34 protein-coding genes and 1 pseudogene are annotated in these 25,238 nt (G+C 41.3%); 31 read left to right on the forward strand and 4 right to left on the reverse strand.

All coding sequences use genetic code 11. The features are described from left to right. Position 1: 1 nt before the first annotated feature. The 24 genes from rpmC (at position 2) to hemB (ending at position 13,212) form a co-directional block, all read left to right on the forward strand. A complete protein-coding gene (gene rpmC / locus BUQ89_RS05610) occupies positions 2-190 on the forward strand; it encodes a 50S ribosomal protein L29 (RefSeq protein WP_036572916.1) in 189 nt (62 codons plus the stop codon). A gap of 2 nt (positions 191-192) precedes the next feature. Continuing rightward, positions 193-456: a 30S ribosomal protein S17 gene (gene rpsQ / locus BUQ89_RS05615; protein ID WP_028461313.1), complete on the forward strand. Its 264-nt coding sequence runs from the start codon at positions 193-195 to the stop codon at positions 454-456. Between the two features lie 216 nt (positions 457-672). Further along, the gene (rplN, locus tag BUQ89_RS05620; protein WP_028461312.1) at positions 673-1,041 is read left to right on the forward strand and encodes a 50S ribosomal protein L14; all 369 of its coding nucleotides are present in this window, start codon (positions 673-675) and stop codon (positions 1,039-1,041) included. A 29-nt stretch (positions 1,042-1,070) separates the two neighbouring features. Continuing rightward, positions 1,071-1,388, forward strand: coding sequence for a 50S ribosomal protein L24 (gene rplX, locus BUQ89_RS05625; RefSeq protein WP_028461311.1), 318 nt, complete (start codon positions 1,071-1,073; stop codon positions 1,386-1,388). Between the two features lie 17 nt (positions 1,389-1,405). Next, positions 1,406-1,945 carry a 50S ribosomal protein L5 gene (rplE, locus tag BUQ89_RS05630; RefSeq protein WP_028461310.1) on the forward strand — a complete coding sequence of 180 codons (540 nt, stop codon included), beginning with the start codon at positions 1,406-1,408 and terminating at the stop codon, positions 1,943-1,945. A 7-nt stretch (positions 1,946-1,952) separates the two neighbouring features. Further along, a complete protein-coding gene (rpsN, locus tag BUQ89_RS05635) occupies positions 1,953-2,258 on the forward strand; it encodes a 30S ribosomal protein S14 (protein WP_028461309.1) in 306 nt (101 codons plus the stop codon). Between the two features lie 129 nt (positions 2,259-2,387). Further along, positions 2,388-2,783 (forward strand): 30S ribosomal protein S8, encoded by a 396-nt coding sequence (rpsH, locus tag BUQ89_RS05640; protein WP_028461308.1) that lies wholly within the window; start codon positions 2,388-2,390, stop codon positions 2,781-2,783. Between the two features lie 13 nt (positions 2,784-2,796). Then, positions 2,797-3,330, forward strand: coding sequence for a 50S ribosomal protein L6 (gene rplF / locus BUQ89_RS05645; protein ID WP_028461307.1), 534 nt, complete (start codon positions 2,797-2,799; stop codon positions 3,328-3,330). Between the two features lie 11 nt (positions 3,331-3,341). Continuing rightward, on the forward strand, positions 3,342-3,698 hold the full coding sequence (gene rplR / locus BUQ89_RS05650) for a 50S ribosomal protein L18 (RefSeq protein WP_028461306.1): 357 nt from the start codon (positions 3,342-3,344) through the stop codon (positions 3,696-3,698). Between the two features lie 14 nt (positions 3,699-3,712). Further along, complete coding sequence (rpsE, locus tag BUQ89_RS05655; RefSeq protein ID WP_218146739.1) at positions 3,713-4,252, forward strand: 30S ribosomal protein S5; 540 nt, start codon at positions 3,713-3,715, stop codon at positions 4,250-4,252. Beyond that, entirely contained in the window at positions 4,249-4,443 is a 195-nt protein-coding gene (gene rpmD, locus BUQ89_RS05660; RefSeq protein WP_028461304.1) for a 50S ribosomal protein L30, read from the forward strand. The genes rpsE and rpmD overlap by 4 nt, the downstream gene beginning before the upstream one ends. Then, positions 4,444-4,875, forward strand: coding sequence for a 50S ribosomal protein L15 (gene rplO, locus BUQ89_RS05665; protein ID WP_028461303.1), 432 nt, complete (start codon positions 4,444-4,446; stop codon positions 4,873-4,875). Between the two features lie 17 nt (positions 4,876-4,892). Then, entirely contained in the window at positions 4,893-6,224 is a 1,332-nt protein-coding gene (secY, locus tag BUQ89_RS05670) for a preprotein translocase subunit SecY (protein ID WP_051537567.1), read from the forward strand. Between the two features lie 17 nt (positions 6,225-6,241). After that, positions 6,242-6,460: a translation initiation factor IF-1 gene (gene infA / locus BUQ89_RS05675; protein ID WP_028461301.1), complete on the forward strand. Its 219-nt coding sequence runs from the start codon at positions 6,242-6,244 to the stop codon at positions 6,458-6,460. A 94-nt stretch (positions 6,461-6,554) separates the two neighbouring features. After that, the gene (gene rpmJ, locus BUQ89_RS05680; RefSeq protein WP_074202523.1) at positions 6,555-6,668 is read left to right on the forward strand and encodes a 50S ribosomal protein L36; all 114 of its coding nucleotides are present in this window, start codon (positions 6,555-6,557) and stop codon (positions 6,666-6,668) included. Between the two features lie 42 nt (positions 6,669-6,710). Further along, positions 6,711-7,070, forward strand: coding sequence for a 30S ribosomal protein S13 (rpsM, locus tag BUQ89_RS05685; protein WP_028461300.1), 360 nt, complete (start codon positions 6,711-6,713; stop codon positions 7,068-7,070). 44 nt (positions 7,071-7,114) lie between these two features. Next, positions 7,115-7,504: a 30S ribosomal protein S11 gene (gene rpsK / locus BUQ89_RS05690; protein ID WP_028461299.1), complete on the forward strand. Its 390-nt coding sequence runs from the start codon at positions 7,115-7,117 to the stop codon at positions 7,502-7,504. A 10-nt stretch (positions 7,505-7,514) separates the two neighbouring features. Beyond that, complete coding sequence (gene rpsD, locus BUQ89_RS05695) at positions 7,515-8,141, forward strand: 30S ribosomal protein S4 (protein WP_028461298.1); 627 nt, start codon at positions 7,515-7,517, stop codon at positions 8,139-8,141. Between the two features lie 40 nt (positions 8,142-8,181). Then, positions 8,182-9,186, forward strand: a complete 1,005-nt coding sequence (locus BUQ89_RS05700) for a DNA-directed RNA polymerase subunit alpha (RefSeq protein WP_028461297.1) — start codon at positions 8,182-8,184, stop codon at positions 9,184-9,186. Then, on the forward strand, positions 9,173-9,565 hold the full coding sequence (gene rplQ / locus BUQ89_RS05705; RefSeq protein ID WP_028461296.1) for a 50S ribosomal protein L17: 393 nt from the start codon (positions 9,173-9,175) through the stop codon (positions 9,563-9,565). Before BUQ89_RS05700 ends, rplQ begins: the two co-directional genes overlap by 14 nt. An 84-nt stretch (positions 9,566-9,649) precedes the next feature. Further along, a complete protein-coding gene (locus tag BUQ89_RS05710) occupies positions 9,650-10,627 on the forward strand; it encodes a biotin--[acetyl-CoA-carboxylase] ligase (RefSeq protein WP_028461295.1) in 978 nt (325 codons plus the stop codon). A gap of 11 nt (positions 10,628-10,638) precedes the next feature. Continuing rightward, complete coding sequence (locus BUQ89_RS05715) at positions 10,639-11,385, forward strand: type III pantothenate kinase (RefSeq protein WP_028461294.1); 747 nt, start codon at positions 10,639-10,641, stop codon at positions 11,383-11,385. A 21-nt stretch (positions 11,386-11,406) separates the two neighbouring features. Beyond that, positions 11,407-12,036 carry a ribosome biogenesis GTP-binding protein YihA/YsxC gene (gene yihA, locus BUQ89_RS05720; RefSeq protein WP_028461293.1) on the forward strand — a complete coding sequence of 210 codons (630 nt, stop codon included), beginning with the start codon at positions 11,407-11,409 and terminating at the stop codon, positions 12,034-12,036. Between the two features lie 168 nt (positions 12,037-12,204). Then, complete coding sequence (gene hemB, locus BUQ89_RS05725) at positions 12,205-13,212, forward strand: porphobilinogen synthase (protein ID WP_028461292.1); 1,008 nt, start codon at positions 12,205-12,207, stop codon at positions 13,210-13,212. 223 nt (positions 13,213-13,435) lie between these two features. Here hemB and BUQ89_RS05730 read toward each other — a convergent pair whose 3' ends face one another. Next, complete coding sequence (locus BUQ89_RS05730) at positions 13,436-15,754, reverse strand: penicillin-binding protein 1A (RefSeq protein WP_028461291.1); 2,319 nt, start codon at positions 15,752-15,754, stop codon at positions 13,436-13,438. Positions 15,755-15,985: 231 nt separating this feature from the next. Between BUQ89_RS05730 and BUQ89_RS05735 the strand changes: the two genes are divergently transcribed. The 5 genes from BUQ89_RS05735 to BUQ89_RS05755 are packed head-to-tail and all read left to right on the forward strand — an operon-like array spanning position 15,986 to position 20,931. Beyond that, on the forward strand, positions 15,986-17,089 hold the full coding sequence (locus BUQ89_RS05735; protein WP_028461290.1) for a pilus assembly protein PilM: 1,104 nt from the start codon (positions 15,986-15,988) through the stop codon (positions 17,087-17,089). Then, positions 17,086-17,682, forward strand: coding sequence for a PilN domain-containing protein (locus tag BUQ89_RS05740; RefSeq protein ID WP_051537566.1), 597 nt, complete (start codon positions 17,086-17,088; stop codon positions 17,680-17,682). Before BUQ89_RS05735 ends, BUQ89_RS05740 begins: the two co-directional genes overlap by 4 nt. Before the next feature lie 6 nt (positions 17,683-17,688). Further along, positions 17,689-18,303, forward strand: coding sequence for a type IV pilus inner membrane component PilO (locus tag BUQ89_RS05745; protein WP_028461289.1), 615 nt, complete (start codon positions 17,689-17,691; stop codon positions 18,301-18,303). Then, positions 18,300-18,836 carry a pilus assembly protein PilP gene (locus tag BUQ89_RS05750; protein ID WP_028461288.1) on the forward strand — a complete coding sequence of 179 codons (537 nt, stop codon included), beginning with the start codon at positions 18,300-18,302 and terminating at the stop codon, positions 18,834-18,836. Before BUQ89_RS05745 ends, BUQ89_RS05750 begins: the two co-directional genes overlap by 4 nt. Positions 18,837-18,840: 4 nt before the next feature. Continuing rightward, positions 18,841-20,931 (forward strand): type IV pilus secretin PilQ, encoded by a 2,091-nt coding sequence (locus tag BUQ89_RS05755; RefSeq protein ID WP_028461287.1) that lies wholly within the window; start codon positions 18,841-18,843, stop codon positions 20,929-20,931. Positions 20,932-20,938: 7 nt separating this feature from the next. On the opposite strand, the gene trmL is transcribed toward BUQ89_RS05755, so the two are convergent. Both trmL and tnpA read right to left on the reverse strand, forming a co-directional pair. Next, positions 20,939-21,403 (reverse strand): tRNA (uridine(34)/cytosine(34)/5-carboxymethylaminomethyluridine(34)-2'-O)-methyltransferase TrmL, encoded by a 465-nt coding sequence (gene trmL, locus BUQ89_RS05760; protein WP_028461286.1) that lies wholly within the window; start codon positions 21,401-21,403, stop codon positions 20,939-20,941. Between the two features lie 223 nt (positions 21,404-21,626). Next, positions 21,627-22,040, reverse strand: a pseudogene (gene tnpA, locus BUQ89_RS05765) (IS200/IS605 family transposase). Between the two features lie 30 nt (positions 22,041-22,070). Between tnpA and BUQ89_RS05770 the strand changes: the two are divergent. Next, positions 22,071-23,303 (forward strand): RNA-guided endonuclease InsQ/TnpB family protein, encoded by a 1,233-nt coding sequence (locus BUQ89_RS05770; RefSeq protein ID WP_074202485.1) that lies wholly within the window; start codon positions 22,071-22,073, stop codon positions 23,301-23,303. Between the two features lie 101 nt (positions 23,304-23,404). Here the strand turns inward: BUQ89_RS05770 and BUQ89_RS05775 are convergent, their stop codons facing one another. Continuing rightward, complete coding sequence (locus BUQ89_RS05775; protein WP_245812913.1) at positions 23,405-24,022, reverse strand: ComF family protein; 618 nt, start codon at positions 24,020-24,022, stop codon at positions 23,405-23,407. A 216-nt stretch (positions 24,023-24,238) separates the two neighbouring features. Between BUQ89_RS05775 and bioB the strand changes: the two genes are divergently transcribed. Beyond that, positions 24,239-25,237, forward strand: coding sequence for a biotin synthase BioB (gene bioB / locus BUQ89_RS05780; RefSeq protein WP_028462339.1), 999 nt, complete (start codon positions 24,239-24,241; stop codon positions 25,235-25,237). Position 25,238 lies beyond the last annotated feature (1 nt).

Below are 25,238 nucleotides of genomic sequence, written 5' to 3' on the forward strand. Positions count from 1 at the left end.
CATGAAATTAAATGAACTAAGAAGCTTAACAGTGGATGAGCTGAAGAATGAGTTATTGCTGCTTCTGAAATCTCAATTCGGTTTGAGGATGCAACAAGCGGCACAGCAATTATCTAATCACAATCAGATTCGTAACACTCGTAGGGATATTGCGCGGGTGAAAACTATTCTTTCTCAGAAGACTCATTAACTATGAGTAATGATAATTTAAATCGTACTCTTACAGGTAGAGTGATCAGTAATAAAACAAGCAAAACGGTCACCGTACTTGTTGAGCGAAAAGTAAAACATCCGCTTTACGGAAAAATCATTTCTCGCTCAAAGAAATATCACGCTCATGATGAAAAAAATGAATATGAAATGGGTGATGCCGTGATTATTGAGGAATGTCGTCCATTGTCTAGAACCAAAGCATGGCGCGTAATTAAATTACTATCGAAATCTACTTTGGTTTGATTAGTTAATGGCTGTTTGTTTGTTGGATTGTTACATTTTATTGTTATTAACTAATAAATAAATTGTATTTATGATAGTGAGAATGTAAAATGGCCGATTACTTGCTATTTGTTCTTTCTTTATAATATAATCAGCGTAGTTTTCTTTGGCCAAACTTAAACCATTCCTGTGTTAGTCACATTGTTGTGACTAGTTGATGCAGAAGAGAGAGTAAAAATGATTCAAATGCAATCTATACTTAACGTTGCGGATAATACTGGCGCGCGTTCTATTATGTGTATCAAGGTTCTAGGCGGATCTAAGAGGCAATATGCAGGAATAGGCGATATTATTAAGGTAAGTGTCAAGGATGCTGCTCCGCGGGGAAGAGTGAAGAAAGGTGAAGTATATAATGCAGTTGTCGTTCGCACTGCCAAGGGAGTGCGTCGTGTAGATGGGTCCCTTATTAAATTTGACAGTAATGCTGCGGTTCTTTTGAATAATAAACTTGAGCCGATAGGTACTCGTATATTTGGACCAGTAACGCGCGAATTACGAAACGCACGTTTTATGAAAATTGTTTCGCTTGCGCCTGAGGTTCTTTAGTTTAGAGCAGGATTACAGAAGAGAATAAGATGAGAAAGATCAAGAAAGGTGATGATGTAATTGTTATTGCGGGTAAGGATAAGGGTAAACGTGGATCAGTTATGCGTGTTGTTGGGGATGATGGTTTGGTTGTTCAGGGTGTGAATAGAGTTAAAAAACATCAAAAACCTAATCCAGCGAAAGGGCTAGATGGCGGCATTACTGAATTAGAGATGCCTTTGCATCTATCTAATGTAGCGATATTTAATTTTTCAACCAAGAAAGCGGATAGAGTTGGTTTTAAGATTAATGATAAAAATCAAAAAATACGCATTTTTAAGTCAAATGGTCAAGAAATTGACGCATAACTCAAGGTAATTTGTATATGGCACGCTTGCAGGAGTTTTACCGAGATACTGTTACGAAACAGTTAATGGAGCAGTTCAATTATAAATCTATAATGGAAGTTCCAAAAATCAGTAAAATTACACTTAATATCGGTGTTGGAGAAGCAACTGCTGATAAGAAGGTTATTGAGAATGTTGTGTCAGACATGCTGAAGATTTGTGGACAGCAACCCGTTGTAACCAAAGCGAAGAAATCAATTGCCACATTCAAAGTTCGTGAGGGATATCCTGTTGGATGCACGGTTACATTACGCCGTTTACGAATGTATGAGTTTCTGGATCGATTAATTACAGTTGCAATACCAAGGATACGGGATTTTAGAGGAATTTCTGGGAAATCGTTTGATGGTAGAGGTAACTATAATATGGGTATAAAGGAGCAAATTATATTTCCAGAAATCGAATACGACAAAATAGATGCTTTGCGCGGTATGAATATTACGTTTACAACTAGTGCTAAGACTGATCTGGAAGCAAAGGCATTGTTGTCGGCATTTAGTTTTCCATTTAAAAATTGAGAATGTAATGGCAAAAATAGCTATTATTAATCGTGATAAAAAACGAAGAGAAATTGTTAAAAAATTCGCGAGTAAGCGGGAAGCTCTGAATAAGGCTGCGAATGATATAAATTCGAGTCTTGAAGAGCGATATAACGCAAGAATAGAATTGCAAAAGTTGCCAAGAGACTCTAGTCCTGTACGTTTGAGGAACCGATGTGCTTTAACTGGCAGACCCCGAGGAGTGTATTCAAAGTTTGGTTTGGGTCGCAGTAAACTTCGGGATATCGCAATGAGCGGTAAAATACCAGGAATCACTAAAGCGAGTTGGTAAGATTGTTTTGTAATATAGCTTTATATATTATTTAATAATTCTTTCGCATGAATCAATTTTAAGTTTGTATTGATACCAGTAGAATGTAGCGTATCAAAATAAATTATTCGATACTATAGGTAACCTTTCATGAGTATGAGTGATCCCATCGCTGATATGTTGACGCGAATACGAAATGCGCAGCTAGCTGAAAAATCATCTGTTTTGATGCCATCATCAAAGCTAAAAAAATCTATTGCTATGGTCTTAGAGGCGGAAGGCTATATAGAAAGCTATAGTACTCGTGAGTTAGAAAATAAAGCGGTGCTGGAAATTAAGCTGAAATATTATGCAGGCTCTCCTGTTATTGAAAAAATTAATAGAATTAGTCGTCCTGGGCTAAGAATTTATAAATCTACAGCTAATATTCCAAGTGTCATGAATGGATTGGGTGTTGCTATCGTGTCAACCTCAAAAGGAGTGATGACGGATCGTAAAGCTCGTGCCTCTGGAGTTGGCGGCGAAATTTTATGTACTATAGTTTAACTGGAGTTAGATTATGTCTCGTGTGAGTCAGAATCCTGTGCAAATACCATCTAATGTAGATATTGATTTGTCATCATCCGAAATTACGATTAAAGGTCCTTTAGGGGTATTGCAGCATAAATTAACTTCGGATATAAAGCTGGAGATTAATGATGGTGTCTTGTTAGTCAAGGCAACTAATGATTCCAAGCAAGCAAATGCAATGTCGGGAACCATGCGTGCTTTAATAGCAAATATGGTCCAAGGTGTTGTTAATGGTTTCCAGAAAAAATTATCATTGGTTGGCGTTGGTTATCGAGCACAGACCGACGGATATAGTTTAAATTTGGCGCTGGGTTATTCGCATCCTATCGTCCATAAAATGCCTTCTGGAATTAAAGCTGAGACACCGAGTCAGACCGAGGTGATTATTAAAGGGATCGATAAGCAAAAAGTCGGACAGGTTGCAGCTGAAATTCGCGCATATAGAAGACCGGAGGTTTATAAGGGTAAGGGCGTTCGGTACTCGGATGAGGTGATTGTTCTTAAAGAAGCCAAGAAAAAATAATTGAGATATATATGCAGAATCTAAAACAAATGCGTTTACGTCGGGCACGACGTTCACGTGCTAAAATTGCTGAATTAGGTATTTTTCGCTTGTCGGTTCATCGGACTAACGCACATATTTATGCTCAATTGATTGATGATAGCGGTGGGAAAGTATTAGCTAGTGCATCGACTCTTGAGCCCGAAATTCGCAAAGATTTAACTTGTGGCGGTAATGTTGTGGCGGCTTCTATTATTGGTAAACGGATAGCAGAAAAAGCAATAAAATGTGGCATTGAGGCCGTTGCATTTGATAGATCTGGTTATAAATACCATGGTCGCGTTAAAGCATTGGCTGAAGCGGCGCGCGATAATGGGCTTAAATTTTAATTGAAGGTTTGACTATGGCTAAAATGGGAAGAACACAGGGTAAGCCACCATCAACAGATGAGAGTTCTGATGGACTTAAAGAAAAAATGGTCGCCATTAATCGTGTTACCAAGGTTGTAAAGGGTGGCCGTATACTTGGATTTGCTGCTTTAACAGTAGTTGGTGATGGTGATGGCGGTGTTGGAATGGGTAAAGGTAAATCTCGTGAAGTTCCTGTTGCCGTTCAAAAGGCAATGGATGAAGCGCGTCGTAAGATGATAAAGGTCAAATTAAAAAATGGCACAATTTATCATCCCGTTGTGGGTGTTCATGGAGCTGCAAAAGTATATATGCAACCTGCTTCAGAAGGCACTGGTATTATTGCCGGTGGGCCTATGCGTGCTATTTTCGAAGTAATGGGAATGCATAATATTTTGGCTAAATGTATCGGCTCTACCAATCCATATAACGTTGTTCGTGCTACCTTACAGGGTTTGAGTAATATGAACACTCCCGCAAATATTGCTGCTAAACGTGGTAAAAGTGTTGAGGAAATTCTGGATTTAGGAAAATGAGTAAAGATTTGGATAGCTTGAATGTTAAAATTACGTTGGTTAAAAGCTTAATTGGCACCAAACGGTCACATCGAGCTACTGTGCGTGGATTAGGGTTGCGCAGAATAAACAGTTCGCGTGTCGTTAAAATGACACCAGCAATACAAGGTATGATTAGTAAAGTTAACTATCTACTTAAGTGTGAGGGCTAGATGTATCTTAATTCAATTAAACCTGGGTTTGGTTCAAATCCAAGCAGGCGTCGTCTAGGTAGAGGAATAGGATCTGGTCTGGGTAAAACAGCGGGTAGAGGACATAAAGGTCAAAAATCTCGAGCAGGTGGTTTTCATAAAACTGGATTCGAAGGTGGTCAAATGCCTTTGCAGCGTCGTTTACCTAAACGTGGTTTTGTGTCGCCTAAGAGTAACCAATCCTTTAAAATTAGGCTTTCAACAATTAATAAATTAACCGAAGATAATATTAATCTTGTAACTCTAAAAGAGATGGGTATTATTTCTCGTCAGATTAAATATGTGAAAATCTATTTATCGGGAAATATTGAGAGAAAAGTTACTTTGTCTGGAGTTTCAGTAACAAGTGGAGCGAAAGCTGCTATCGAATCTGTCGGTGGTAGCGTTGAATAGTTGCATAAGGAAGCTAAGTGGCTACTAAAGATACAAGAATCAAAAGCGTAGACAAATTCAGCGATTTAAAACGTCGTTTGTGGTTTTTATTGCTTGCTTTGATTGTTTATAGGATAGGTGCACATGTTCCGGTTCCCGGCATTGATCCTGTTGTATTAAAGGATCTGTTTGAATCCCAGGAAGGTGGAGTCCTGGGTATGTTTAATATGTTTTCTGGCGGTGCATTATCTCGCTTTTCGATATTTGCTTTAGGTATAATGCCGTATATCTCCGCTTCTATTATTATGCAATTAGGTGCGGTTGCCATTCCGTACTTGGAAACCTTAAAGAAAGAGGGCGAGTCTGGCCGTAGAAAAATAACCCAATACACGCGGTATGGAACTTTGGGTTTGGCTTTATTACAGGGATATGGTATTTCTATCGCATTACAGTCGCAGGCAGGTTTGGTAATTGAACCTGGTCCTATGTTTGTATTAACGACTGTAATAACTTTGGTCACGGGCACAATTTTTCTAATGTGGTTGGGTGAACAAATTACGGAACGTGGCATCGGGAATGGTATCTCGTTAATTATATTCGCTGGGATTGCTGCAGGTTTGCCGAGTGCTATTGGCGGTACATTGGAGCTTGTGAGTACCGGTGCGATGCATTTCTTGGTTGCATTGGCAATCTTTATTGCAGCGGCATTAGTGACTGCTTTTGTTGTATTTGTTGAACGTGGCCAACGTAAAATTTTAGTGAATTATGCAAAACGACAAGTTGGAAAAAAGGTTTATGGTGGCCAGAGTTCACACTTACCATTAAAATTAAATATGTCCGGTGTTATTCCGCCGATTTTCGCATCCAGTATTATCTTGTTTCCTGCAACATTGGCTGGTTGGTTTGCTACGGGTGAGTCTATGGTCTGGCTTAAAGACATCAGCGGCGCATTATCACCTGGGCAGCCACTCTATGTCATGCTGTACGCGACCATGATTATTTTCTTTTGTTTCTTTTATACGGCTCTTGTTTTCAATCCGAAGGAGACTTCAGATAATTTGAAAAAAAGCGGCGCTTTTATACCGGGTATCAGGCCTGGTGATCAAACGGTGAAATTTATTGAACGGATAATGCTTCGTTTAACTTTAGCTGGATCGATCTATGTCACCTTGGTTTGCTTGCTTCCTGAGTTTTTGATTCTTAAATGGAATGTCCCATTTTATTTTGGCGGCACATCACTTTTGATTATTGTCGTTGTAACTATGGATTTTATGTCTCAGGTACAATCTCATGTTATGTCTTCGCAATATGAGAGTTTGTTGAAGAAAACGAATTTTAAGGGTGGCGGCGCTAAATTTCCGGTGCGATAACTAATTATAAAATTGAGATGGCCAAAGAAGAAACTATTCAGATGCAGGGAGAGATATTGGAAACTCTTCCAAATGCCACCTTCCGTGTGAAGCTGGAAAATGGGCATATTGTGCTTGCTCATATATCGGGAAAAATGCGTATGCATTACATAAGAATTTTGCCTGGTGATAAAGTAACCGTTGATTTGACACCTTATGATTTAACGCGTGCGCGTATTACGTTTCGTGCTAAGTAGCTTTATTTATTTGCATTTTACTAATCTTAAATCTATTGATGTCTTTTCAATTAATATGATTTCTATTTAAAGTAAAGTATTCGGAGACATTTATATGAAAGTTTTAGCTTCCGTAAAAAAGATTTGTCGTAATTGTAAAGTGATACGACGTAATAGAGTCGTAAGAGTTATTTGTTCAGACCCCAGGCATAAGCAAAGACAAGGTTAATTGAACTAAATTTATTCTTTTTTTTTGGTAGGATACAGTAATATGGCCCGAATCGCTGGCGTTAATATTCCAAACCATCAACATGTTAAGATCGCATTAACTGCAATTTATGGTATTGGAAATTCCAGGTCTCAGAAAATTTGTGAAACTATTGGTATCGATTGTAACGTTAAACTTAAAGATATTTCTGACTCGCAAATTGATAAGCTTCGAGATCATATCGCTAAGCTTACGGTAGAAGGTGATTTGCGTAGAGAAATATCTATGAATATTAAACGACTAATGGATCTTGGTTGTTATCGTGGATTACGTCATCGCCGTGGATTACCTGTTCGTGGACAGCGCACGAAAACTAATGCCAGAACTCGTAAGGGTCCTCGCAAAGCAGTGCGTGCAAGGTAATTACAAATTTTATCAGATTGTAAAAGACAAGGAAAATTGTTACTATGGTTAAGGCTGTTTCACGTGTAAGAAAGAAAGTTAAAAAGAATGTGACAGAGGGTATTGCCCATATACATGCTTCTTTTAATAATACCATTGTGACGATTACTGATCGCCAGGGTAACGCTTTATCTTGGGCTACTTCTGGTGGTGCTGGTTTTAAGGGGTCTCGAAAAAGTACTCCTTTTGCAGCACAAGTTGCTGCTGAATCAGCTGGAAAAGTAGCTCAAGAATGCGGAGTTAAAAACCTTGAGGTCCGTATTAAAGGACCTGGCCCTGGGAGAGATTCTGCAGTGCGTGCATTAAATGCGGCTGGTTTTAAAATTACCAGTATATCTGATGTGACACCTGTTCCTCATAACGGTTGTCGGCCACCCAAAAAACGCCGAATTTAAGGAGATTATTTTGGCTAGAAATCTTGATCCAAAATGCCGTCAATGTCGACGTGAAGGTGAAAAATTATTTCTGAAGGGCGAGAAGTGCTTTACGGATAAATGTGGCATCGAAAGAAGAAACTATGCACCTGGTCAACATGGCCAGAAAAAATCACGTTTGTCCGATTATGGCGTGCAACTTCGTGAAAAACAAAAGCTTAGACGTATTTATGGTATTTTAGAAAGCCAGTTTCGTAATATATATAGCAGTGCTGATAAGCAGCGCGGTGTGACTGGTGAGAATTTATTGCAGCTGTTAGAAAGTCGTCTTGATAACGTTACATATCAAATGGGATTTGGTGCATCTCGCTCTGAGGCAAGGCAGATTGTAAGACATAACTCAATTATAGTTAATGGGAAACGTGTTAACATACCTTCTTTTATTGTTAATCCAGGTGATGTAATTGAAGTTACTGAAAAGGCTAAAAGCCATTTGCGTATTAAGTCATCTTTAGATGCTGCGGAACGTCGTACTTTTCCTCAGTGGATAGAGGTAGACGTTAAGGCTATGAAAGGAGTATTTAAATCTAGGCCTGAGAGATCTGATTTGCCGACTACTATTAATGAGTCACTAGTAGTAGAACTATATTCTAAGTAATTTGTTATTGTTGGCAAGCGTTCCAAGGAAAGATATGGCTATGCAAAGTAATGATTTTTTAGTTCCACGTATTATTGATGTCCAGAATATTTCGCCTTTACATGCGAAAGTAATCATGGAACCTTTCGAACGTGGCTATGGACATACCTTAGGTAATGCACTTCGTCGCATATTACTGTCTTCTATGCCTGGCTTTGCTCCGACGGCAGTTAAAATAGCGGGTGTGGTGCATGAATATTCTGCACTTGATGGCGTTCAAGAGGATGTTGTTGATGTTTTATTAAACCTTAAGGGAATTGTACTTAAGTTACATAATAATAATGAATCCATTCTTTTGCTTAATAAGAATGGTAAGGGTGTCGTCACTGCAGGTGATATACAGACAGGGCATGATGTTGAAATTATCAATCCTGATCATGTAATTGCCCATCTTACTTCAGATGGCCAGCTTGATATGCAAATTAAAGTTGAAATGGGCAGAGGATATGTTCCCGCAACTGCAAGGAAAAACGCGGATGACGATAAGAGTATTGGTACTATACTGCTTGATGCTTCTTTTAGCCCCATTCGTCGAGTTAGCTATTCAGTAGAGAGCGCGCGCGTTGAGCAACGTACAGATTTGGATAAACTGATTGTCGATATTGAAACGAATGGCGTTGTTGATCCTGAGGAAGCAATTCGCTATGCCGCAAGAGTATTGGTAGGTCAATTATCTGTTTTTGCTGAGCTCGAGAGCACGCCTTTACCAAAAGAGCAACCTAAGGTGCCTCAAATAGATCCCGTTTTATTAAGACCTGTTGATGATCTTGAACTGACGGTTCGTTCAGCAAATTGTCTCAAAGTTGAAAATATTTACTATATCGGTGATTTGATTCAACGTACTGAGGCTGAATTACTTCGTACACCAAATTTGGGTAGAAAATCTCTTAATGAAATAAAAGAAGTTTTAGCTTCGCGTGAACTGACGCTAGGTATGAAACTTGAAAATTGGCCCCCCGCTAATTTAGAGAATATTGCAAAGGAATCGAATCATGCGCCATCGTAATGGTTATAGAAAACTAAATCGAACAAGTAGCCATCGATTGGCTATGCTCCGTAATATGAGTAATTCTTTGTTACGTCATGAAGTTATTAAGACAACTTTGCCTAAAGCTAAAGAATTGAGACGTGTGGTGGAACCCATGATTACTTTGGGAAAGACCCCTACGCTTTCTAATAAACGGCTTGCATTTAATCGACTTCGGGATCGTGATATTGTTGTGAAATTGTTTTCTGAGCTTGGCCCCAGATATGTTTCTAGACCGGGTGGATACTTACGAATTCTTAAAAATGGTTTTCGTAAAGGAGATAATGCGCCCATGGCATTGGTAGAATTGCTTGACAGGCCGGAATCTAATGTCGCTCATGATGACGCCGATAACTAATATAGAATATTTTCCAAAAATTTAATTATTTTATATCGTTATTTTATTCCTGATAAATGTGGATGAGAATTACTCTCTTCTGCTATGAGATCGCTTAGCTTTACCATCCTAAGGCTAATAGGGGATGGTGAGTTTCATTCCGGCGCATCGTTAGGTAATAAAATTGGATTGTCTAGGGCGAGTATCTCAAATGGATTGCGAGGTCTTGAGCAATACGGCGTGCGAATTCTTAAAATTCGCGGACGAGGTTATCGCTGGGTCAATCCAGTTGAATGGCTTGATAAAAGCAGGATTGTCAATTATTTTGATAAATCTTTGGAGCCGGTTCATCTTGTTCTTCTTAATTCCGTAGATTCTACAAATAGTTATTTAATAAATAACTACGGTTCTCATTTATCTATTTGTAATAAAATTCCGGTTATTGCGACTGAACTACAAACGCAAGGACGAGGCCGTTTGGGACGGCAATGGCATTCTGGTCTTGGAGATAGTCTTACTTTCTCGTTGCGATGGTTCTATAAGCAGGGACCTGGCTTCCTGTCAGGATTGAGCCTTGTGGTTGGCATAGCAATTATCCGTGTTCTTCATTCTTTCGGTATTAAGGAATTAGCGCTTAAATGGCCAAACGATATTTTATATCGTTATCGTAAACTAGCTGGTATTTTAATTGAATTGCAAGGTGAAATGCAGGGTCCGACTGTTGCAGTCATTGGTATAGGCATTAATATCAATTTGGCACCGAATACTAAACATGCGATTAACCGGAAGGTATCAGATTTATTTGAGATTACCGGAAGTGTTATAGATCGCAATAGGCTTTTAGCTGCGCTGTTAGCAGAATTGCAGAATGTACTGAGTAATTTTAATCAACTCGGTTTTCCTGTTTTTCAAAGTGAATGGATTCGCTATCATGCATTCGAAGGTAAACCCGTTTCGCTGGTTTTACCGAATGGATTGTCGACCCAAGGTATTGTCGATGGTGTAGGTGAGGATGGTTCATTAATATTAAAAACAGCCACGGGCAGGAATCGCTTCAATGTCGGAGAAATTTCTTTACGCTGAAAAAATGATGTATGTCTTATTTATTAGCTATTGATTCTGGCAACTCATTTATTAAATGGGGGCTACATGATGGTCAGAATTGGCTTGTGTTAGATAAGGTGGCGCATGATAAAATAGACTCATTGGCTCAAGCTTGGCAGAATTTACAGGCGCCTTCAGCTGTTATTGTCTCCCATGTTGCTGGTATTCGGATTAAGAATAAACTTTCTGTTCTACTATCGAACTGGGCGACCGTTCCTCAGTGGATTACCGCAATTTCTTACCAATGTGGCGTGAATAACGGATATTCATTACCCGCTCAGCTTGGCTGTGATCGCTGGGCTGCTTTAATTGCTGCATGGCATCTGACGCAGCATGCTTGCTTGGTAATTAATGTTGGTACAGCTATGACTGTGGATACCCTATCGGACTCAGGTGATTTTCTTGGTGGGACTATCACTCCTGGTTTTGATTTAATGGTGAAAATCCTAGAGGATAAAACCACTATGCATAATCTTGATGTGGGGGAATTCAAGGATTTTCCTGTTTGTACGGCTGATTCTGTTCATAGTGGTATTGTTCAGGCATTACTTGGCGCGATTGAACGTGCTCGTAATAAATTATGCAGTACTCTGGATCATCCTTTGGGGAGTTGCATTATTAGTGGTGGAGGGGCGTCGGTTTTGTTACCACATATTAATTTTCCATTTAAATTCATTGATTCTCTCGTATTGGAAGGCTTAGTGATTATCGCCTACGATTCATCAAAATGTTATTAAATTTATATAATTCATAGAATTATGTCGATTCTACAACATACAACTTTTTATACCTCGGTGAATCGATTACATGATTTGCCTTCTCACGCTGGAATAGAGGTTGCTTTTGCCGGACGTTCTAATGCGGGTAAATCCAGTGCAATCAACACACTGACTAATCGAGGCCGACTTGCTTTTGTAAGTAAATCACCTGGCCGAACACAATTAATTAATTTCTTCCAATTGGGTGATGATCGTTTTCTTGTTGACCTTCCGGGTTATGGTTATGCTAAAGTGCCCTTTGCAATTCGCCGACATTGGCAAGATTTATTAAGCACTTATCTTCAGACTCGTAAAACACTCTTTGGCCTCGTACTCATAATGGATGTACGTCATCCACTTAAGCCATTAGATATACAAATGTTGGATTGGTTTGCGCCAACCGGAAAATCGGTACATATTTTGCTGACTAAGGCAGATAAATTAAGTCGACAACAGGCTAATAATACTTTAAGAGAAGTGCGCGCTTATTTACTTAATTCCTACCCGCAATGTAGCGTGCAATTGTTTTCTAGCCTGTCAGCAAAAGGAATTGATGAGACAATGATCGTTCTCAATAATTGGTTTGGAATCAGTTCAGCTTCAGAAAATAAAACATCGGAAACTAAATAAAAAAACCCCGGTTAAAGGGGAATAAAACCGGGGGGAACCACCTTAATATCACTCAAGGCCCCACCTCAGGGAGAAAGACGGGAGACAATCAAATTGTCTATTACGTAGACTTGTGAATATAAAACAAGTTCCCATTTATTTTTTTATTTTAACCTTATGAATTCAAGTATGCTATCTTTTGGACAGTTTCCACAAAAAAGAATGAGGCGTTTACGTCGTGATCAATTTTCTCGTCGCCTGGTACAAGAAACTCATTTAAGTACAGATGATCTCATTTATCCTGTTTTTGTATTGGATGGAAAGAATCGAACAGAAAATATAGCGTCAATGCCAGGTGTAATGCGGCAAAGTCTCGATATTTTGATGGTTCAGGCAGAGAAATGCTTGGAGCTTGGCATTCCTGCATTAGCAATTTTTCCTGTTATTGATTCTGACCATAAGAGCTTGACAGCTGATGAAGCAGCCAATCCTGATGGTCTTGTGCCGCGCGTTGTGAGGCAATTAAAAGCCCATTTTCCAGAACTGGGAATCATTACGGATGTTGCGCTTGACCCTTATACCAGTCATGGTCAGGATGGCCTGATCGATGAAAACGGCTATGTCATGAATGATGAAACCGTTGCAGTATTGAATCAGCAAGCATTGATGCATGCGCAAGCGGGTGCTGATATAGTCGCTCCTTCTGATATGATGGATGGGCGTATAGCTTCTATTCGTAATACACTGGATAGTCATAAACTGATTCATACCCGAATACTTGCGTATTCTGCTAAATATGCATCTAGTTTTTACGGCCCTTTTCGTGATGCAGTCGGTTCCTCTGCAAATTTAGGTGCGAGCAATAAATATACTTACCAAATGGACCCAGCTAATTCAGATGAAGCATTATGGGAAATCGGTCTTGATTTGCAGGAAGGTGCTGATATGGTCATGGTGAAACCCGGTATGCCTTATTTGGATATTCTAAGTCGCGTGAAAGATCAGTTCAGGGCGCCAACTTTTGTATATCAGGTGAGCGGTGAATACGCTATGCTTAAAGCTGCTGCAATGAATGGCTGGTTGAATGAGGAATCCTGTGTACTTGAATCATTGTTGGCGTTTAAGCGCGCAGGCGCTGACGCTATATTGACGTATTACGCAATTAATGCTGCGGCCTGGCTAAAAAGAGAGCTGTAAGATATAACAACTTACGGCTAAGCCTGAAAGATCAGTATAAAAAAATAGAGTGACCTTTGAAAAATCCCAATAGTTGAAAAATTAACCCTTTATAATCAATAGTAGAAAACTTCTGACGAGGGTTTTTGCAAAAGTCTCATAGAATCCATCCTAGATAAGGCGCCATCATGTCTTAAGTATTTGGTTAAGCCATGATGGCCTCATACTTATTTTTTGTAAATAATTAAAATAGCTGGTCTTTTAAATCTTCTGTCACCCTGTTCGCATTATCAACGTAGATATCTGCTAAGGGTGGGAGCTGTTCATGAAAAAAATACTCGGTTAGTCTGCCTCCTTGTTCTCTTAAACCCGTGTCTGGATTGATTCTTGAGGTGACGATGCCTTCCGGAAGCGTATATTTAGCCATGGGAACGTTTTTTAATACTTTACCCATATAGTCCATCCAGATTGGTAGAGCGACACGACCGCCTGTTTCACTGCTACCTAATGACTTGGGATCATCAAATCCTATCCAAGTGACGGTAACCAAATCTTTTTGGAAACCACAAAACCAGGCATCGAGAGAATTGCTTGTAGTACCCGTTTTTCCCGCGAGATCGGTGCGCCCCAGTTGTCTGGCATGGGCGGCAGTGCCTTGATTGATAACATCCTGCATCATGCTGGTCATGATGAATGCGTTGCGTGGATCTATAATTTGCTTAGCACCTTTTGAAGCAATTGCGGGTTGCATGCGTTCCAATATGTTGCCCTTGTCATCTTCTATTTGTTTTATGAAGTAAGGTGAAATACGGAAGCCTCCATTTGCAAATACGGCATAGCCTGCCGCCATTTGCATTGGTGTAACAGATCCTGCACCGAGTGCCATTGGTAGATAGGGGAGATGTCGGTCCGCCTCGAAACCAAAACGGGTGATATAGTCTTGCGCGTACTGAAGACCGATAGCCTGCAGAATGCGGATCGATGCGAGGTTTTTTGATTTTGCAAGTGCGACACGCATGCGTATTGGTCCGCTGTATTTACCATCAAAATTTCTTGGTTCCCACAGCTTGCCTCCCGTCTGAGCTGTATTAAAAGATAATGGTGCATCATTGATGATCGTTGCGGGAGTAAAGCCTTTCTCTAAAGAGGCCGAATAAATAAACGGTTTGAAACTGGAACCGGGTTGTCGCCATGCCTGTGTAACATGATTAAATTGATTCTGAGCAAAATCAAATCCGCCTATTAATGCGCGGACAGCGCCATCTTCTGGGTTAATAGAAACCAACGCGGCTTCTACTTCAGGAAGTTGTGCAACGTGCCATACATGGTTATTATCTTTCCGTATTCGAATCAGGGCACCTGGACTGATATGCTTTTTACTGGCGCCTGTTTTATCAGTAATGAATTTTTGAACCAGCTTGAGACCGGCACCAGTAATCTGGATAATCTCCCCTCCTTTTCGGTATGCCTGGATTGCATTTGGTTTAGCAGCCAGGACTATGGCCGCGTAAATATCATCACTATCATTTATATTCTCGAGTGCTTCTTCCAGCGTTTTTTCCTGATTGCTTCCATATTTAAATAAATCTATGAAAGCTTCGGGGCCACGATAGCCATGACGGATATCATAATCAATGACGTTCTTGCGTAGTGCCTGATATGCTGCATTCTGATCAGACTGTCTTATGGTTGTGTAGACCTTAAAACCTCTTGTATAAGTTTCTTCCTGAAAACGTTCATATACGACCTGACGCGCCATTTCAGCGACATAATCCGCATGCATTGCAAAGGTTCGTGCTTGTTTTTTGACAGGAACCGGTTGTTTTTCTAAGCTTGCTAATTCCTGACTGGTGATGTGATTGAGCTTATGCATACGGCGTAGCACATAAAGCTGCCTTGTTTTGGCACGTTTGGGATTGATGACCGGGTTAAAGTGTGATGGTGCCTTAGGTAAGCCTGCAAGCATGGCGGCTTCGGCAAGATTGATATTCTTAAGTTGTTTGCCAAAATAGGCTTGAGTGGCTGCAGCAAAGCCATAACTCCGTTGTCCCAAATAAATCTGGTTAATGTAAAGCTCTAGAATTTTATCTTTACTTAGGTTGTGCTCAATTTTAAATGCCAGTAAGGCTTCACTGAATTTTCTTGTCAGCGTTTTTTCCCTTTTGAGGAAAAAATTTCGTGCCACCTGCATGGTGATGGTGCTGGCGCCCTGACGTACCCCTCCAGCAGAAAAATTAGAATAAATTGCGCGTAAGACGCCCATGTAATCAACGCCACCATGCTCATAAAATCGATCATCCTCGGCTGCTAAGATTGCCTGTTTAAGATATTCCGGGACTTCGTCAATTTTTACAACATTGCGGCGTTCCTCACCAAATTCGCCTATCAATAAGCCTTCTGCACTATATACGCGTAAGGGTATTTTCGGTCTATAATCAGTCAATACCTCAAGGGATGGCAATGTTGGGGTAATAATAAGTGCAGCAAATCCAACTAAGAGCATACCGATCAGACCAAATGCGAAGAATGCTATGAAAGGGTAATACAACCAACGAATTAACATGAAAGTAAGCTTTATAAAATGGAACAAAAAGTAAAAAATAAGAATATATATATATCTTTATAAGGGGTATATATATTGTTTTTCCATCAATAGTATTCTCTCAGAGTCTGCCAGAATTGACATGGGTTCTATAGGTTGTTTCGGCGATTTTTGACAAAAAAGAGACACATTTCATATATCCTCGCTGCATTCAGCCGCTAAAAACTGACGTGTACCGTTACCAATAGATCAATGTTCCAGGAAAATTTTAATATCAATATAGATTTCTTGAAAATGAAATCGCCACTATTAATCGGTGTCGATATCAGCTCATCGTCAGTAAAAATGGTTGAGCTTTCATTAGTAGATAAAGAGAAGGGTATTTATCGTATTGAGCGTTATGCAATTGAACCACTACCGGAAGGTACTATGCAAGATGGCGGTATTGTTAATCTGGAAGCGGTGAGTGAGAGTATGCGGCAGGGCTGGAAGCGTATGAATGCAAAGCTTAAGAATATTGCGCTAGCATTACCTTCGGCAGACGTTATTACCAAAAAAATTATTGTTCCTGCAGGGCAAAGGGAAGATGACCTGGCTTTCCAGGTTGAAAATGAAGCCGGTCAATATATTCCTTTTGCGCTGGAAGAAGTCAATCTGGATTTTCAAATAACCAAACATCTTGTTGATAGCCCTGACGAAATAGAAGTGTTGATCGCGGCTTCACGTAAGGATAAGGTAGAAGATCGTGTGGCCGCAGCATTGTCGGCAGGCCTTAAAGCAATGATCATGGATGTTGAGCCTTATGCTGCCCAGGCTGCTTTTGAATTAATTAAAAACCAGCTTCTTGATGATGGCAAGGATCAGGTCATTGCCTTGATCGATATAGGTGCAACCGTTATGAGCATTAATGTATTGCATAATGGTGAATTTGTTTATATGCGAGACCAGCCATTTGGTGGTAATCAGCTGACTCAAGAAATTCGAAACCAATACAATCTTTCATTAGAAGAAGCGGAAATGGCGAAACGCAGCGGAAATTTGCCAGATAACTATCAGACAGATGTGCTGCAGCCATTTTGTGAAACGTTATCTGTTGAGGTTATGCGTGCCATTCAGTTTTTCTTTACTTCAACACAATATGGCGAGATCAACTATATTCTGATTGCGGGGGGGTGCGCTGTTATTCCAGGGCTAAAAGAAACCATTGCGACACGCACACAAGTCAGCACCCTGGTTGTAAATCCTTTTTCAAGTATGGAGTTATCGAATCATATTGTCCCAAAACAGCTCAACCTCGATGCCCCTTCTCTTTTAATCGCCTGCGGTTTGGCTATGCGTAGTTTTGATCCCGCATGATACGTATTAACTTACTCCCTCATCGTGAACTTAAACGTAAAATACGTCGGCAGCAAATTATCCTATTGGCCGGGATAACTGGTCTGTTAGGCATTGCGATTGTCTGGGGGGGGCATATTGTTATCATGGATAAAATTGAGTATCAAAATAACCGTAATCAGTATATGAGTAACCAAATTGCGCTTTTGGACAAACAGATTGAGGAAATCAAGCAAATCAAATCAAAAACGCAAGTACTGTTAGTACGCAAGGGTATTGTTGAAACCTTACAAAGCAGTCGAGCTGAAGTGGTGCATTTATTAGACCAGTTAGCAAGATTGTTGCCGGATGGTGTTCATTTGCATAGCGTAAAGCAAGAGGGTCGTAACATTAATTTGGTAGGCTACGCACAATCTAATGCCTGGGTATCCAGGCTAATGCGTAATCTTGAATCTTCTGAATGGCTTCAATCTCCATCGTTGATCGAAATTAAAGCGGTTACGGTCAATAACGCGCGTCTCAATGAATTTAATCTGAATATACAGTTGCTTCAGCCATCAAATGGGGATATTAAGAAATTTTCCGTCAATGATATTGAGAAATCTAAGGGTTAATTTGGCATGAATTTGCTTGAGGAACTGCAACTGCTTGACACGAATGACCCTGGAAGCTGGCCGAACATAGTCAAAGCTGCTGCACTGGCTATTTTAATGGTCACTATTATCGCGGCCGGATATTTCTTGGATTGGCAGACACAATTAGAGGTTTTAGATAATACGCGAACAGAGGAAGCCGTGCTCAAGGAAACCTATCTGGCCAAAAAAAAAATTGCGGTTAATCTGGATGTACTCAGGCAACAACTAGCGGAAATAGAACAGTCGCTGAGCACCTTGTTGAAGCAATTACCTGATAAATCCGAGATGGAAGCATTATTAGCCGATATTAATCAGGCGGGACTGGGTCGTGGCTTGCAGTTTGAACTATTTAAACCGGCGGCGAATGAGACGATCCATGATTTTTATGCCGAACTACCCGTCACCGTTCGTGTGGCAGGTAGCTATCATGCCATTGGTGCATTCGCCAGTGATGTGTCACAACTATCCCGTATTGTGACATTAAATGATATTCATATTTCTTCAGGTAAGGATGAAAATCTGGTGCTCAATGCGGTTGCGAAAACATTTCGCTATCTTGATAGTGAGGAAATGGCTAATCAGGACACAAGTGAGCCATGATGAAATCGCCTCATTTACTTTTGTTCCTGGTGTTATTCATCATTACTGCCTGTAGTGGAACGGATTACAGTGATCTGGATGAATTTATTCAGAATTCCGGAAAGGACCTGCGCGGGAAGGTTGACCCTCTGCCGGAGGTGAAGCCTTATCAATATTTTACCTATGAAGCTTTTGATATTCCGAATCCTTTTATGCCGCGTAAAAAAGATCCGACACAACATGTTGATAGCGGGCTTCAGCCTGACTTAAAGCGTCGCAAGGAATTATTGGAAGATTTTCCCCTGGAAAATCTGAAAATGGTTGGCTCTTTACAGCAAGGTGAAGCCGTTTATGCCTTGATTAAGTCATCCGATGGCCCGTTACACCGAGTAAAAGTGGGTAATTATCTAGGTCAGAATTTCGGAAAAATCAACCATATTTCAGAATATACAGTGACACTACGGGAAATCGTGCAAGAAGGTACTAATGAATGGACTGAGCGCATCAGTACGCTGATGCTGGAAGATCAGAGGCAGAAGAGTGGAGCCAATTAAGTTGATGAATAATATCCTATGGTTAGGGTTTGTATTTTTGTCCGTTACATTCATCCCGGTGACTTTTGCTGTATCCGAGCCGAAGATCGAAATAACACAAAATCGCATTAAGGCGATTGACGTTTCCAAGATTCAAAATGGGGCTGTTGTCGTGAAGTTAACTTTAGATCACGCTCTTGATTCCACTCCTCTGGGTATTTCTCTGAGTAATCCTATTCGAATTTATTTCGATTTTTTTAATATTTCCAATGGTTTGGATAAGAATAATCAAAAAGTGGATGAAGGTGATTTAGATAGTATTAATGTTGTACAAGTTGAGAATCGCACGCGTCTGGTGATGAATCTATCTAAGCCCATGAGTCATGAAACCTGGGTTGAAGGCGATACCTTTTTAATTAAACTGAATACCGTCACTGAAAGTAAGGCAGGCAGTTCGGCCGTATATTTTGCTCAAGATACGCCTGATCAGGAATTGAACAGCTTGCAGGATATTGATTTTCGTCGGGGAATCAATGGAGAAGGGCGCATAGAAGTCGACCTGTTATACCCAGGCGCGGGTATAGATGTTCATCAACAAGGGGAAGATCTTGTGGTCGAGTTCGTGAAGACGCGTTTGCCCAGCAATCTGGCCAGGGGATTGGATGTCATCGATTTCGTAACACCGATACAAACCATTGAAATGTTTACCCAGGGGGATAATGTCCGTATGGTCGTTAAATCCAGAGGACGGTGGGAGCATTCGGCCAGACAAACGGATACACAATTTATTTTAGAGGTGAGGCCGCTGGTGGAGATTGAGGATGAACTGGCCAGCAGACGGTTAGCGAATGGAGGCTATACTGGCGAGAAACTGTCTTTGAATTTTCAGAACGTGGAGATCCGGGCGGTATTGCAGGTCATTGCTGATTTTACCAATCTGAATGTTATTGCCAGTGATACGGTAGGTGGTAATCTCACATTACGTTTAAAAGATGTGCCTTGGGACCAGGCACTGGATATCATACTTCAGGCCACGGCGCTGGATAAGCGTAAAACAGGTAATGTTATTTTTGTTGCCCCGCGTAAGGAAATGGCTGACAGAGAATTGCTGGAACTGGAATCCCGTTTACAAAAAGCCGAGATGGAGCAGCTCCGTACAGAAACGTTTCAATTGATCCATCGTCGGGTAAATTCCATCTCGTTTGAAGGAATGATGAGTAAGCGTGGCAGTGTTAATGTGGATGAAATCAGTAATACGCTGACGGCTACAGATATTCCTGATAAATTGAATGAAATCAAGCGCCGTATTAAGAGGCTGGATGTTTTTGAAAGGCAGGTTATGATCGAAGCGCGCATTGTTGAAGCAACGGACACCTTTAGTCGCAACCTGGGTGCCCGCTTTGGTCTTCAGAATGCCACCCGGATGGGCAGCCGTAATCTCGGCATATCCGGCAATCTATCCAGCTCGAGTGGACTGGCTGCAGGTAGAGCGCCTAGCGGGAGTGATAACCTGAATGTCAATTTGCCTGCGGCGGGTATTGGCGCTCTTGGTGGTCCGGTTGCACTGGGTCTGAGCTTGATGAAAATTAATGATGGGACTTTGATTAATCTAGAGTTATCGGCACTGGAATCTGATAAAAAGGGGAGGATTATTGCCAGTCCGCGGGTTGTGACGGCGCATGGAGTGGAGGCAGTTATTGAACAGGGTGACCGGGTTCCCTTTCAACAGGCGACGAGCAGTGGTGCGACCAGTGTTGTGTTTAGAGATGCAACCCTGAGTTTGAAAGTGAAGCCATTGATTACGCATGATAATCAGATAGACATGGAACTCAATATAAATCAGGATAAAATCGGCGAGAGCGTTAATCAGTTCTTGCCGCCTTCTATCAGTACGAAGCAGGTAACTACCAAGGTTCTGGTAGAAAATGGAGGAACCGTGGTGATTGGGGGTATTTTCGAACAAACAGAAAACCAGATCGTTAATAAGCTGCCTTTATTGGGTGATATACCGATACTGGGACATCTTTTCCGCAACACTTCAAAGCAGGATGATAAACGGGAATTATTGATCTTTATTACGCCCCGTATATTGAAGGAGAGCCTTAACCTGCGCTAGAGCTATTTTAGCGGCCTTCTTGAAATCCTGTCTGCCGCCAGGCTTCATAAGCGATGACAGCCACTGCATTGGATAAATTGAGACTGCGGCTGGTCGGTATCATGGGTATGCGAATACGATGCTGTTCAGGGAGGCTTTCCAGTATTTCTTTCGGTAAACCACAACTCTCTGCGCCAAACAAAAAAGCATCACCACGGGTATAAGTAATTTGGTCATGGCGTTGTGTTCCCTTGGTGGAGATAGCAAAAATACGGTGTCCGTGTAGATTCCTGACGCAATCCTGCCAATTTTCATGTAGGCGCATGTTTGCAAATTCGTGATAATCCAATCCCGCTCGTAATAACTGTTTGTCCTTTAGAACGAAGCCCAGTGGCCTGACAAGGTGCAGTTTTATACCGGTATTGGCACATAGGCGAATAATATTGCCTGTATTGGGGGGTATTTCAGGTTGAAAAAGAATAATGTTGAACATAAACAGAACGTATGGTTAAAACCGCGTGAATCAACGCGTTTGAAAGTTGTGTGAAGGGATCATTATCAAATAGCGCGTAAAACTTCGTCCTTCAGGGCGGAGATATAAGCGCACAGGCGAAACCTGTTTAATACGGTCTTTGCTGTTGTTCAATATATTGCTGAGGCCTTTGCAAAACCCCTACAGTTGAAAAATTAATCTTTTATAATCAATAGTCAAAAACTTATGGTGAGGGCTTTTGCAAAGGTCTCTGCTTAATAATCGAGAGTGGTGCTCCACCACAACTACCCGCAAAATAGCTTGGACTCCAAAGCATATTACCCCAAAGCTTATTTTTAATTTCGGGATAATTCTTTTTGCGAATAAGTCGGCTTGAAACGCCTTTCAAACTATTTACCAAGTTAGAAATAGCAATTTTTGGTGGATAGTTAACTAAAAGGTGAATATGATCATGCTCACCGTTAAATTCCACCAATTCTGCTTCAAAATCCAAACACACGTTTTTAAATATTTCTTCCAAATCAATTAATACCCTTCCGGAGAAAACATCTCTACGGTATTTTGTTACAAAGACCAAATGAACATGAAGATTAAAAACTCAATGTCTTCCTGTTGTTATATCGTTATTAACTTGCATAGACCAATTCCTTTTTGTATAATTATAACCATGAAGCAGATTATACGCAAAGCCTTTAAATCTCGACTCAATCCAAATTCTGACCAAGTACAGAAGATGGTTGAGTTTGCAGGTGCTAATCGGTTTGTTTGGAATAAAGCCTTAGCAATGAATCTGTTCAGATTAGAGCAGAAACAGCCATTGCTTTGGTACAACGAGTTGTCATTTTGGCTAAAGCTATGGAAATCCTCAGAAGATTATGGATTTCTAAAAACCGTTCATTCTCAACCGTTGCAACAAGCCTTAAAAAACTTAGAAAAAGCGTTCAAAGACGGTTTTGATAAAAAACAGCCTTTAAAACGGATTCCAAAATTCAAGAAAAAAGGTTTGAGTGACAGCTTTCGTTATCCACAAGGATTTAAGCTGGAGCAAGAGTCTAGCAAAGTGTTCTTGCCTAAAATCGGTTGGGTGAAATATCGTAATTCACGCCAAGTCATTGGTGACGTTAAAAATATGACGATTTCCCGTAAAGGCGGTTATTGGTACGTGTCGATTCAGACTGAGTACGAGACCGAGCTAAAGCGTCATAGCTCAACCAGTATGATTGGTGTTGATATGGGCGTTACCCGCTTTGCAACCTTGTCAGACGGCTCATACGTAGAACCTTTAAACAGTTTCAGAAAGTTATCAAAGAAACTGGCTTTTGAACAGCGTAAGCTGTCTAAAAAAGTCCGTTTCTCTGCTAACTGGAAAAAGCAGAAACAAATCATTACCCGACTGCATGAGCGTATTGCCAATGCTCGTTTAGACTTCTTACACAAAACCTCAACCGAAATCAGCAAAAATCACGCAATGGTCGTAGTTGAGAATTTAAAGATAGGAAACATGTCTAAGAGTGCCAAGGGCAGTGTTGAAAAGCATGGTAAAAACGTCAAAGCGAAATCGGGTCTAAACAAATCCATTCTTGACCAAGGATGGGGAATGTTCGTTTCGTTTTTGGAGTATAAACAGGCTTGTTCAGGCGGGGATGTATTGAAGGTAAACCCTCAATACACCTCTCAAACCTGCCCTAGATGTCAACATGTTAGTCGTGACAATCGCAAAAGCCAAAGTGCTTTTGAATGTACAGAATGTGGATTTAAAGCCAATGCCGACTTGGTAGGTGCCTTGAATGTACTTGAGCGAGGACATCGCTTGTTAGCCTGTGGAGTTGAAACGTTAGTTTCGTCTAAAAAGCAGGAACCAGTAGGCAGTAGCAATACAAACCTACTCTTAACGGCTTAATAAATCGCTAGGAATCCCCTTCGTTTAGGAAGGGGAGGATGTCAAAATTGGATCAATGCATCGGCAAGGGTCATTTCCAGTAAACTATCCGCTCGATCGATTCATTGGAATCGGGCGCGTGAGAGAGTCTGATTGGATTCAGGGAGCGCTCTTGCGATAATCCAGCTGCTGATTTCCCTGGCACCACATTTGCGTAATACTTTCGCCAGTTCGTTCAGCGTTGCGCCGGTCGTCATGACGTCATCCACCACAGCAATATGTTTGCCGGATAGATCCATTTCACAACTGAATGCATTACGTATATTTTTTTTGCGTGCTTTCCAGGTCAGCCCGGTTTGGGAAGGCGTATCCCTGACCCGTTTGCAAGCATCATATAACAAAGTGATCTGATATTGTTTTGCAATATGGCGGCTGATCTCCACGGCTTGATTAAAACCCCTTTCTTTTAATCTTGCCGGATGTAGCGGCATGGGCACGATAAAATCCGGTGGTGTCGAAATAGCCAACTGTTCAATCAGCAGCTCCGCCAGAATCGGTGTGATGGCGAGATTGCTCCGATATTTAAGCGCGTGTATCAGTGCATCAACAGGGAAGGCATAACGCAATGCAGCAATGGCGCGGGTAAAGGCAGGTGGTTTTGCCAGGCAAGCGCCACACCGGTGTGACGCGGTAATCGGCAATAAGCAGTTGGAGCAGCGATTGGCAGGCAGTTGCGGCAAACTATGGTAACAAGGCTCGCAAAAATTCCGGTTGCTGGCTATATCGCAGAGTAAACAATTTTTCTGTAAAAACACTTGCATCATATTTAATCAGATGTTTAAGCAATTCAAAAGATAAATTGACAACAGAAGCTAAATAATTGATCATTCTACCTATTTATGTAGACGGGATCATCAGTACCCCGATTACGAATTAACAGAGGAGTCGGTAATCGTATGAGTCAACTCACCCCCAGCTTAACAGAGCCGCAACCAGATAGCCTGTCTCATATCCCTGACAGTACATCGTCCTGGAGTGTTTCCCAGATTCAGGCATTATTGGAATCTCCCTTTAATGATCTGATCTATCGTGCACAGAGAGTCCACCGCCAATATCACGATGCCAATGCAGTGCAGTTATCCACGCTCATCTCTGTCAAAACGGGCGGCTGCCCTGAAGACTGTGGTTATTGTCCGCAAGCAGCCCGTTATCATACCGGTGTTGATAATCAAGACATGCTCCCGCTGGATGAAATTATCTCAGCGGCAACCGCAGCTAAACAACAGGGCGCGACCCGATTTTGCATGGGGGCCGCCTGGCGTGGTCCCAAGCAGCGTGATATTGATAAGATGACAAAGATCATCGGTGAAGTGAAGGCACTGGGGCTCGAGACCTGTGCGACGCTGGGCATGTTGAAACCGGGGCAAGCCAAACAACTGAGTCAGGCCGGATTGGATTATTACAATCATAATCTCGATACGGAACCGGAATTTTACGGTGAGATCATTACAACGCGGAATTATCAGGATCGCCTTGATACCTTGGAAGAAGTGCGCGGCGCAGGCATTAATGTCTGTTGCGGTGGTATTGTGGGAATGGGAGAATCCCGTGGTACGCGGGCTGGATTGATTGCACAACTGGCGAATCTGGACCCTTATCCGGAGTCTGTGCCGATTAATCATCTGGTGCAGGTTGAGGGTACACCCCTATACGGAACGGAAGAACTGGATCCATTTGAATTTGTACGGACGATAGCGGCCGCACGGATTACGATGCCCAAAGCGATGGTACGATTATCTGCTGGCCGGCGTGAGATGTCGGAGGCGATACAGGCATTATGTTTCCTGGCGGGTGCCAATTCTATTTTTTATGGTGACAAACTGCTGACAACCGGTAATCCGGAAACGGAACGTGATCGCGCCCTGTTTGATAAGCTGGGACTGCGTTCGCTGTAAC

This window comes from Nitrosomonas cryotolerans ATCC 49181 (assembly GCF_900143275.1).
Taxonomy (GTDB): domain Bacteria; phylum Pseudomonadota; class Gammaproteobacteria; order Burkholderiales; family Nitrosomonadaceae; genus Nitrosomonas; species Nitrosomonas cryotolerans.

Bases quoted from the DNA above. Each gene is read 5' to 3' on its own strand.
- rpmC (WP_036572916.1), top strand. From the start codon at position 2: ATGAAATTAAATGAACTAAGAAGCTTAACAGTGGATGAGCTGAAGAAT.
- rpsQ (WP_028461313.1), top strand. From the start codon at position 193: ATGAGTAATGATAATTTAAATCGTACTCTTACAGGTAGAGTGATCAGT.
- rplN (WP_028461312.1), top strand. From the start codon at position 673: ATGATTCAAATGCAATCTATACTTAACGTTGCGGATAATACTGGCGCG.
- rplX (WP_028461311.1), top strand. From the start codon at position 1,071: ATGAGAAAGATCAAGAAAGGTGATGATGTAATTGTTATTGCGGGTAAG.
- rplE (WP_028461310.1), top strand. From the start codon at position 1,406: ATGGCACGCTTGCAGGAGTTTTACCGAGATACTGTTACGAAACAGTTA.
- rpsN (WP_028461309.1), top strand. From the start codon at position 1,953: ATGGCAAAAATAGCTATTATTAATCGTGATAAAAAACGAAGAGAAATT.
- rpsH (WP_028461308.1), top strand. From the start codon at position 2,388: ATGAGTATGAGTGATCCCATCGCTGATATGTTGACGCGAATACGAAAT.
- rplF (WP_028461307.1), top strand. From the start codon at position 2,797: ATGTCTCGTGTGAGTCAGAATCCTGTGCAAATACCATCTAATGTAGAT.
- rplR (WP_028461306.1), top strand. From the start codon at position 3,342: ATGCAGAATCTAAAACAAATGCGTTTACGTCGGGCACGACGTTCACGT.
- rpsE (WP_218146739.1), top strand. From the start codon at position 3,713: ATGGCTAAAATGGGAAGAACACAGGGTAAGCCACCATCAACAGATGAG.
- rpmD (WP_028461304.1), top strand. From the start codon at position 4,249: ATGAGTAAAGATTTGGATAGCTTGAATGTTAAAATTACGTTGGTTAAA.
- rplO (WP_028461303.1), top strand. From the start codon at position 4,444: ATGTATCTTAATTCAATTAAACCTGGGTTTGGTTCAAATCCAAGCAGG.
- infA (WP_028461301.1), top strand. From the start codon at position 6,242: ATGGCCAAAGAAGAAACTATTCAGATGCAGGGAGAGATATTGGAAACT.
- rpmJ (WP_074202523.1), top strand. From the start codon at position 6,555: ATGAAAGTTTTAGCTTCCGTAAAAAAGATTTGTCGTAATTGTAAAGTG.
- rpsM (WP_028461300.1), top strand. From the start codon at position 6,711: ATGGCCCGAATCGCTGGCGTTAATATTCCAAACCATCAACATGTTAAG.
- rpsK (WP_028461299.1), top strand. From the start codon at position 7,115: ATGGTTAAGGCTGTTTCACGTGTAAGAAAGAAAGTTAAAAAGAATGTG.
- BUQ89_RS05700 (WP_028461297.1), top strand. From the start codon at position 8,182: ATGCAAAGTAATGATTTTTTAGTTCCACGTATTATTGATGTCCAGAAT.
- rplQ (WP_028461296.1), top strand. From the start codon at position 9,173: ATGCGCCATCGTAATGGTTATAGAAAACTAAATCGAACAAGTAGCCAT.
- BUQ89_RS05710 (WP_028461295.1), top strand. From the start codon at position 9,650: ATGAGATCGCTTAGCTTTACCATCCTAAGGCTAATAGGGGATGGTGAG.
- BUQ89_RS05715 (WP_028461294.1), top strand. From the start codon at position 10,639: ATGTCTTATTTATTAGCTATTGATTCTGGCAACTCATTTATTAAATGG.
- yihA (WP_028461293.1), top strand. From the start codon at position 11,407: ATGTCGATTCTACAACATACAACTTTTTATACCTCGGTGAATCGATTA.
- hemB (WP_028461292.1), top strand. From the start codon at position 12,205: ATGCTATCTTTTGGACAGTTTCCACAAAAAAGAATGAGGCGTTTACGT.
- BUQ89_RS05730 (WP_028461291.1), bottom strand. From the start codon at position 15,754: ATGTTAATTCGTTGGTTGTATTACCCTTTCATAGCATTCTTCGCATTT.
- BUQ89_RS05735 (WP_028461290.1), top strand. From the start codon at position 15,986: ATGTTCCAGGAAAATTTTAATATCAATATAGATTTCTTGAAAATGAAA.
- BUQ89_RS05740 (WP_051537566.1), top strand. From the start codon at position 17,086: ATGATACGTATTAACTTACTCCCTCATCGTGAACTTAAACGTAAAATA.
- BUQ89_RS05745 (WP_028461289.1), top strand. From the start codon at position 17,689: ATGAATTTGCTTGAGGAACTGCAACTGCTTGACACGAATGACCCTGGA.
- BUQ89_RS05750 (WP_028461288.1), top strand. From the start codon at position 18,300: ATGATGAAATCGCCTCATTTACTTTTGTTCCTGGTGTTATTCATCATT.
- BUQ89_RS05755 (WP_028461287.1), top strand. From the start codon at position 18,841: ATGAATAATATCCTATGGTTAGGGTTTGTATTTTTGTCCGTTACATTC.
- trmL (WP_028461286.1), bottom strand. From the start codon at position 21,403: ATGTTCAACATTATTCTTTTTCAACCTGAAATACCCCCCAATACAGGC.
- BUQ89_RS05770 (WP_074202485.1), top strand. From the start codon at position 22,071: ATGAAGCAGATTATACGCAAAGCCTTTAAATCTCGACTCAATCCAAAT.
- bioB (WP_028462339.1), top strand. From the start codon at position 24,239: ATGAGTCAACTCACCCCCAGCTTAACAGAGCCGCAACCAGATAGCCTG.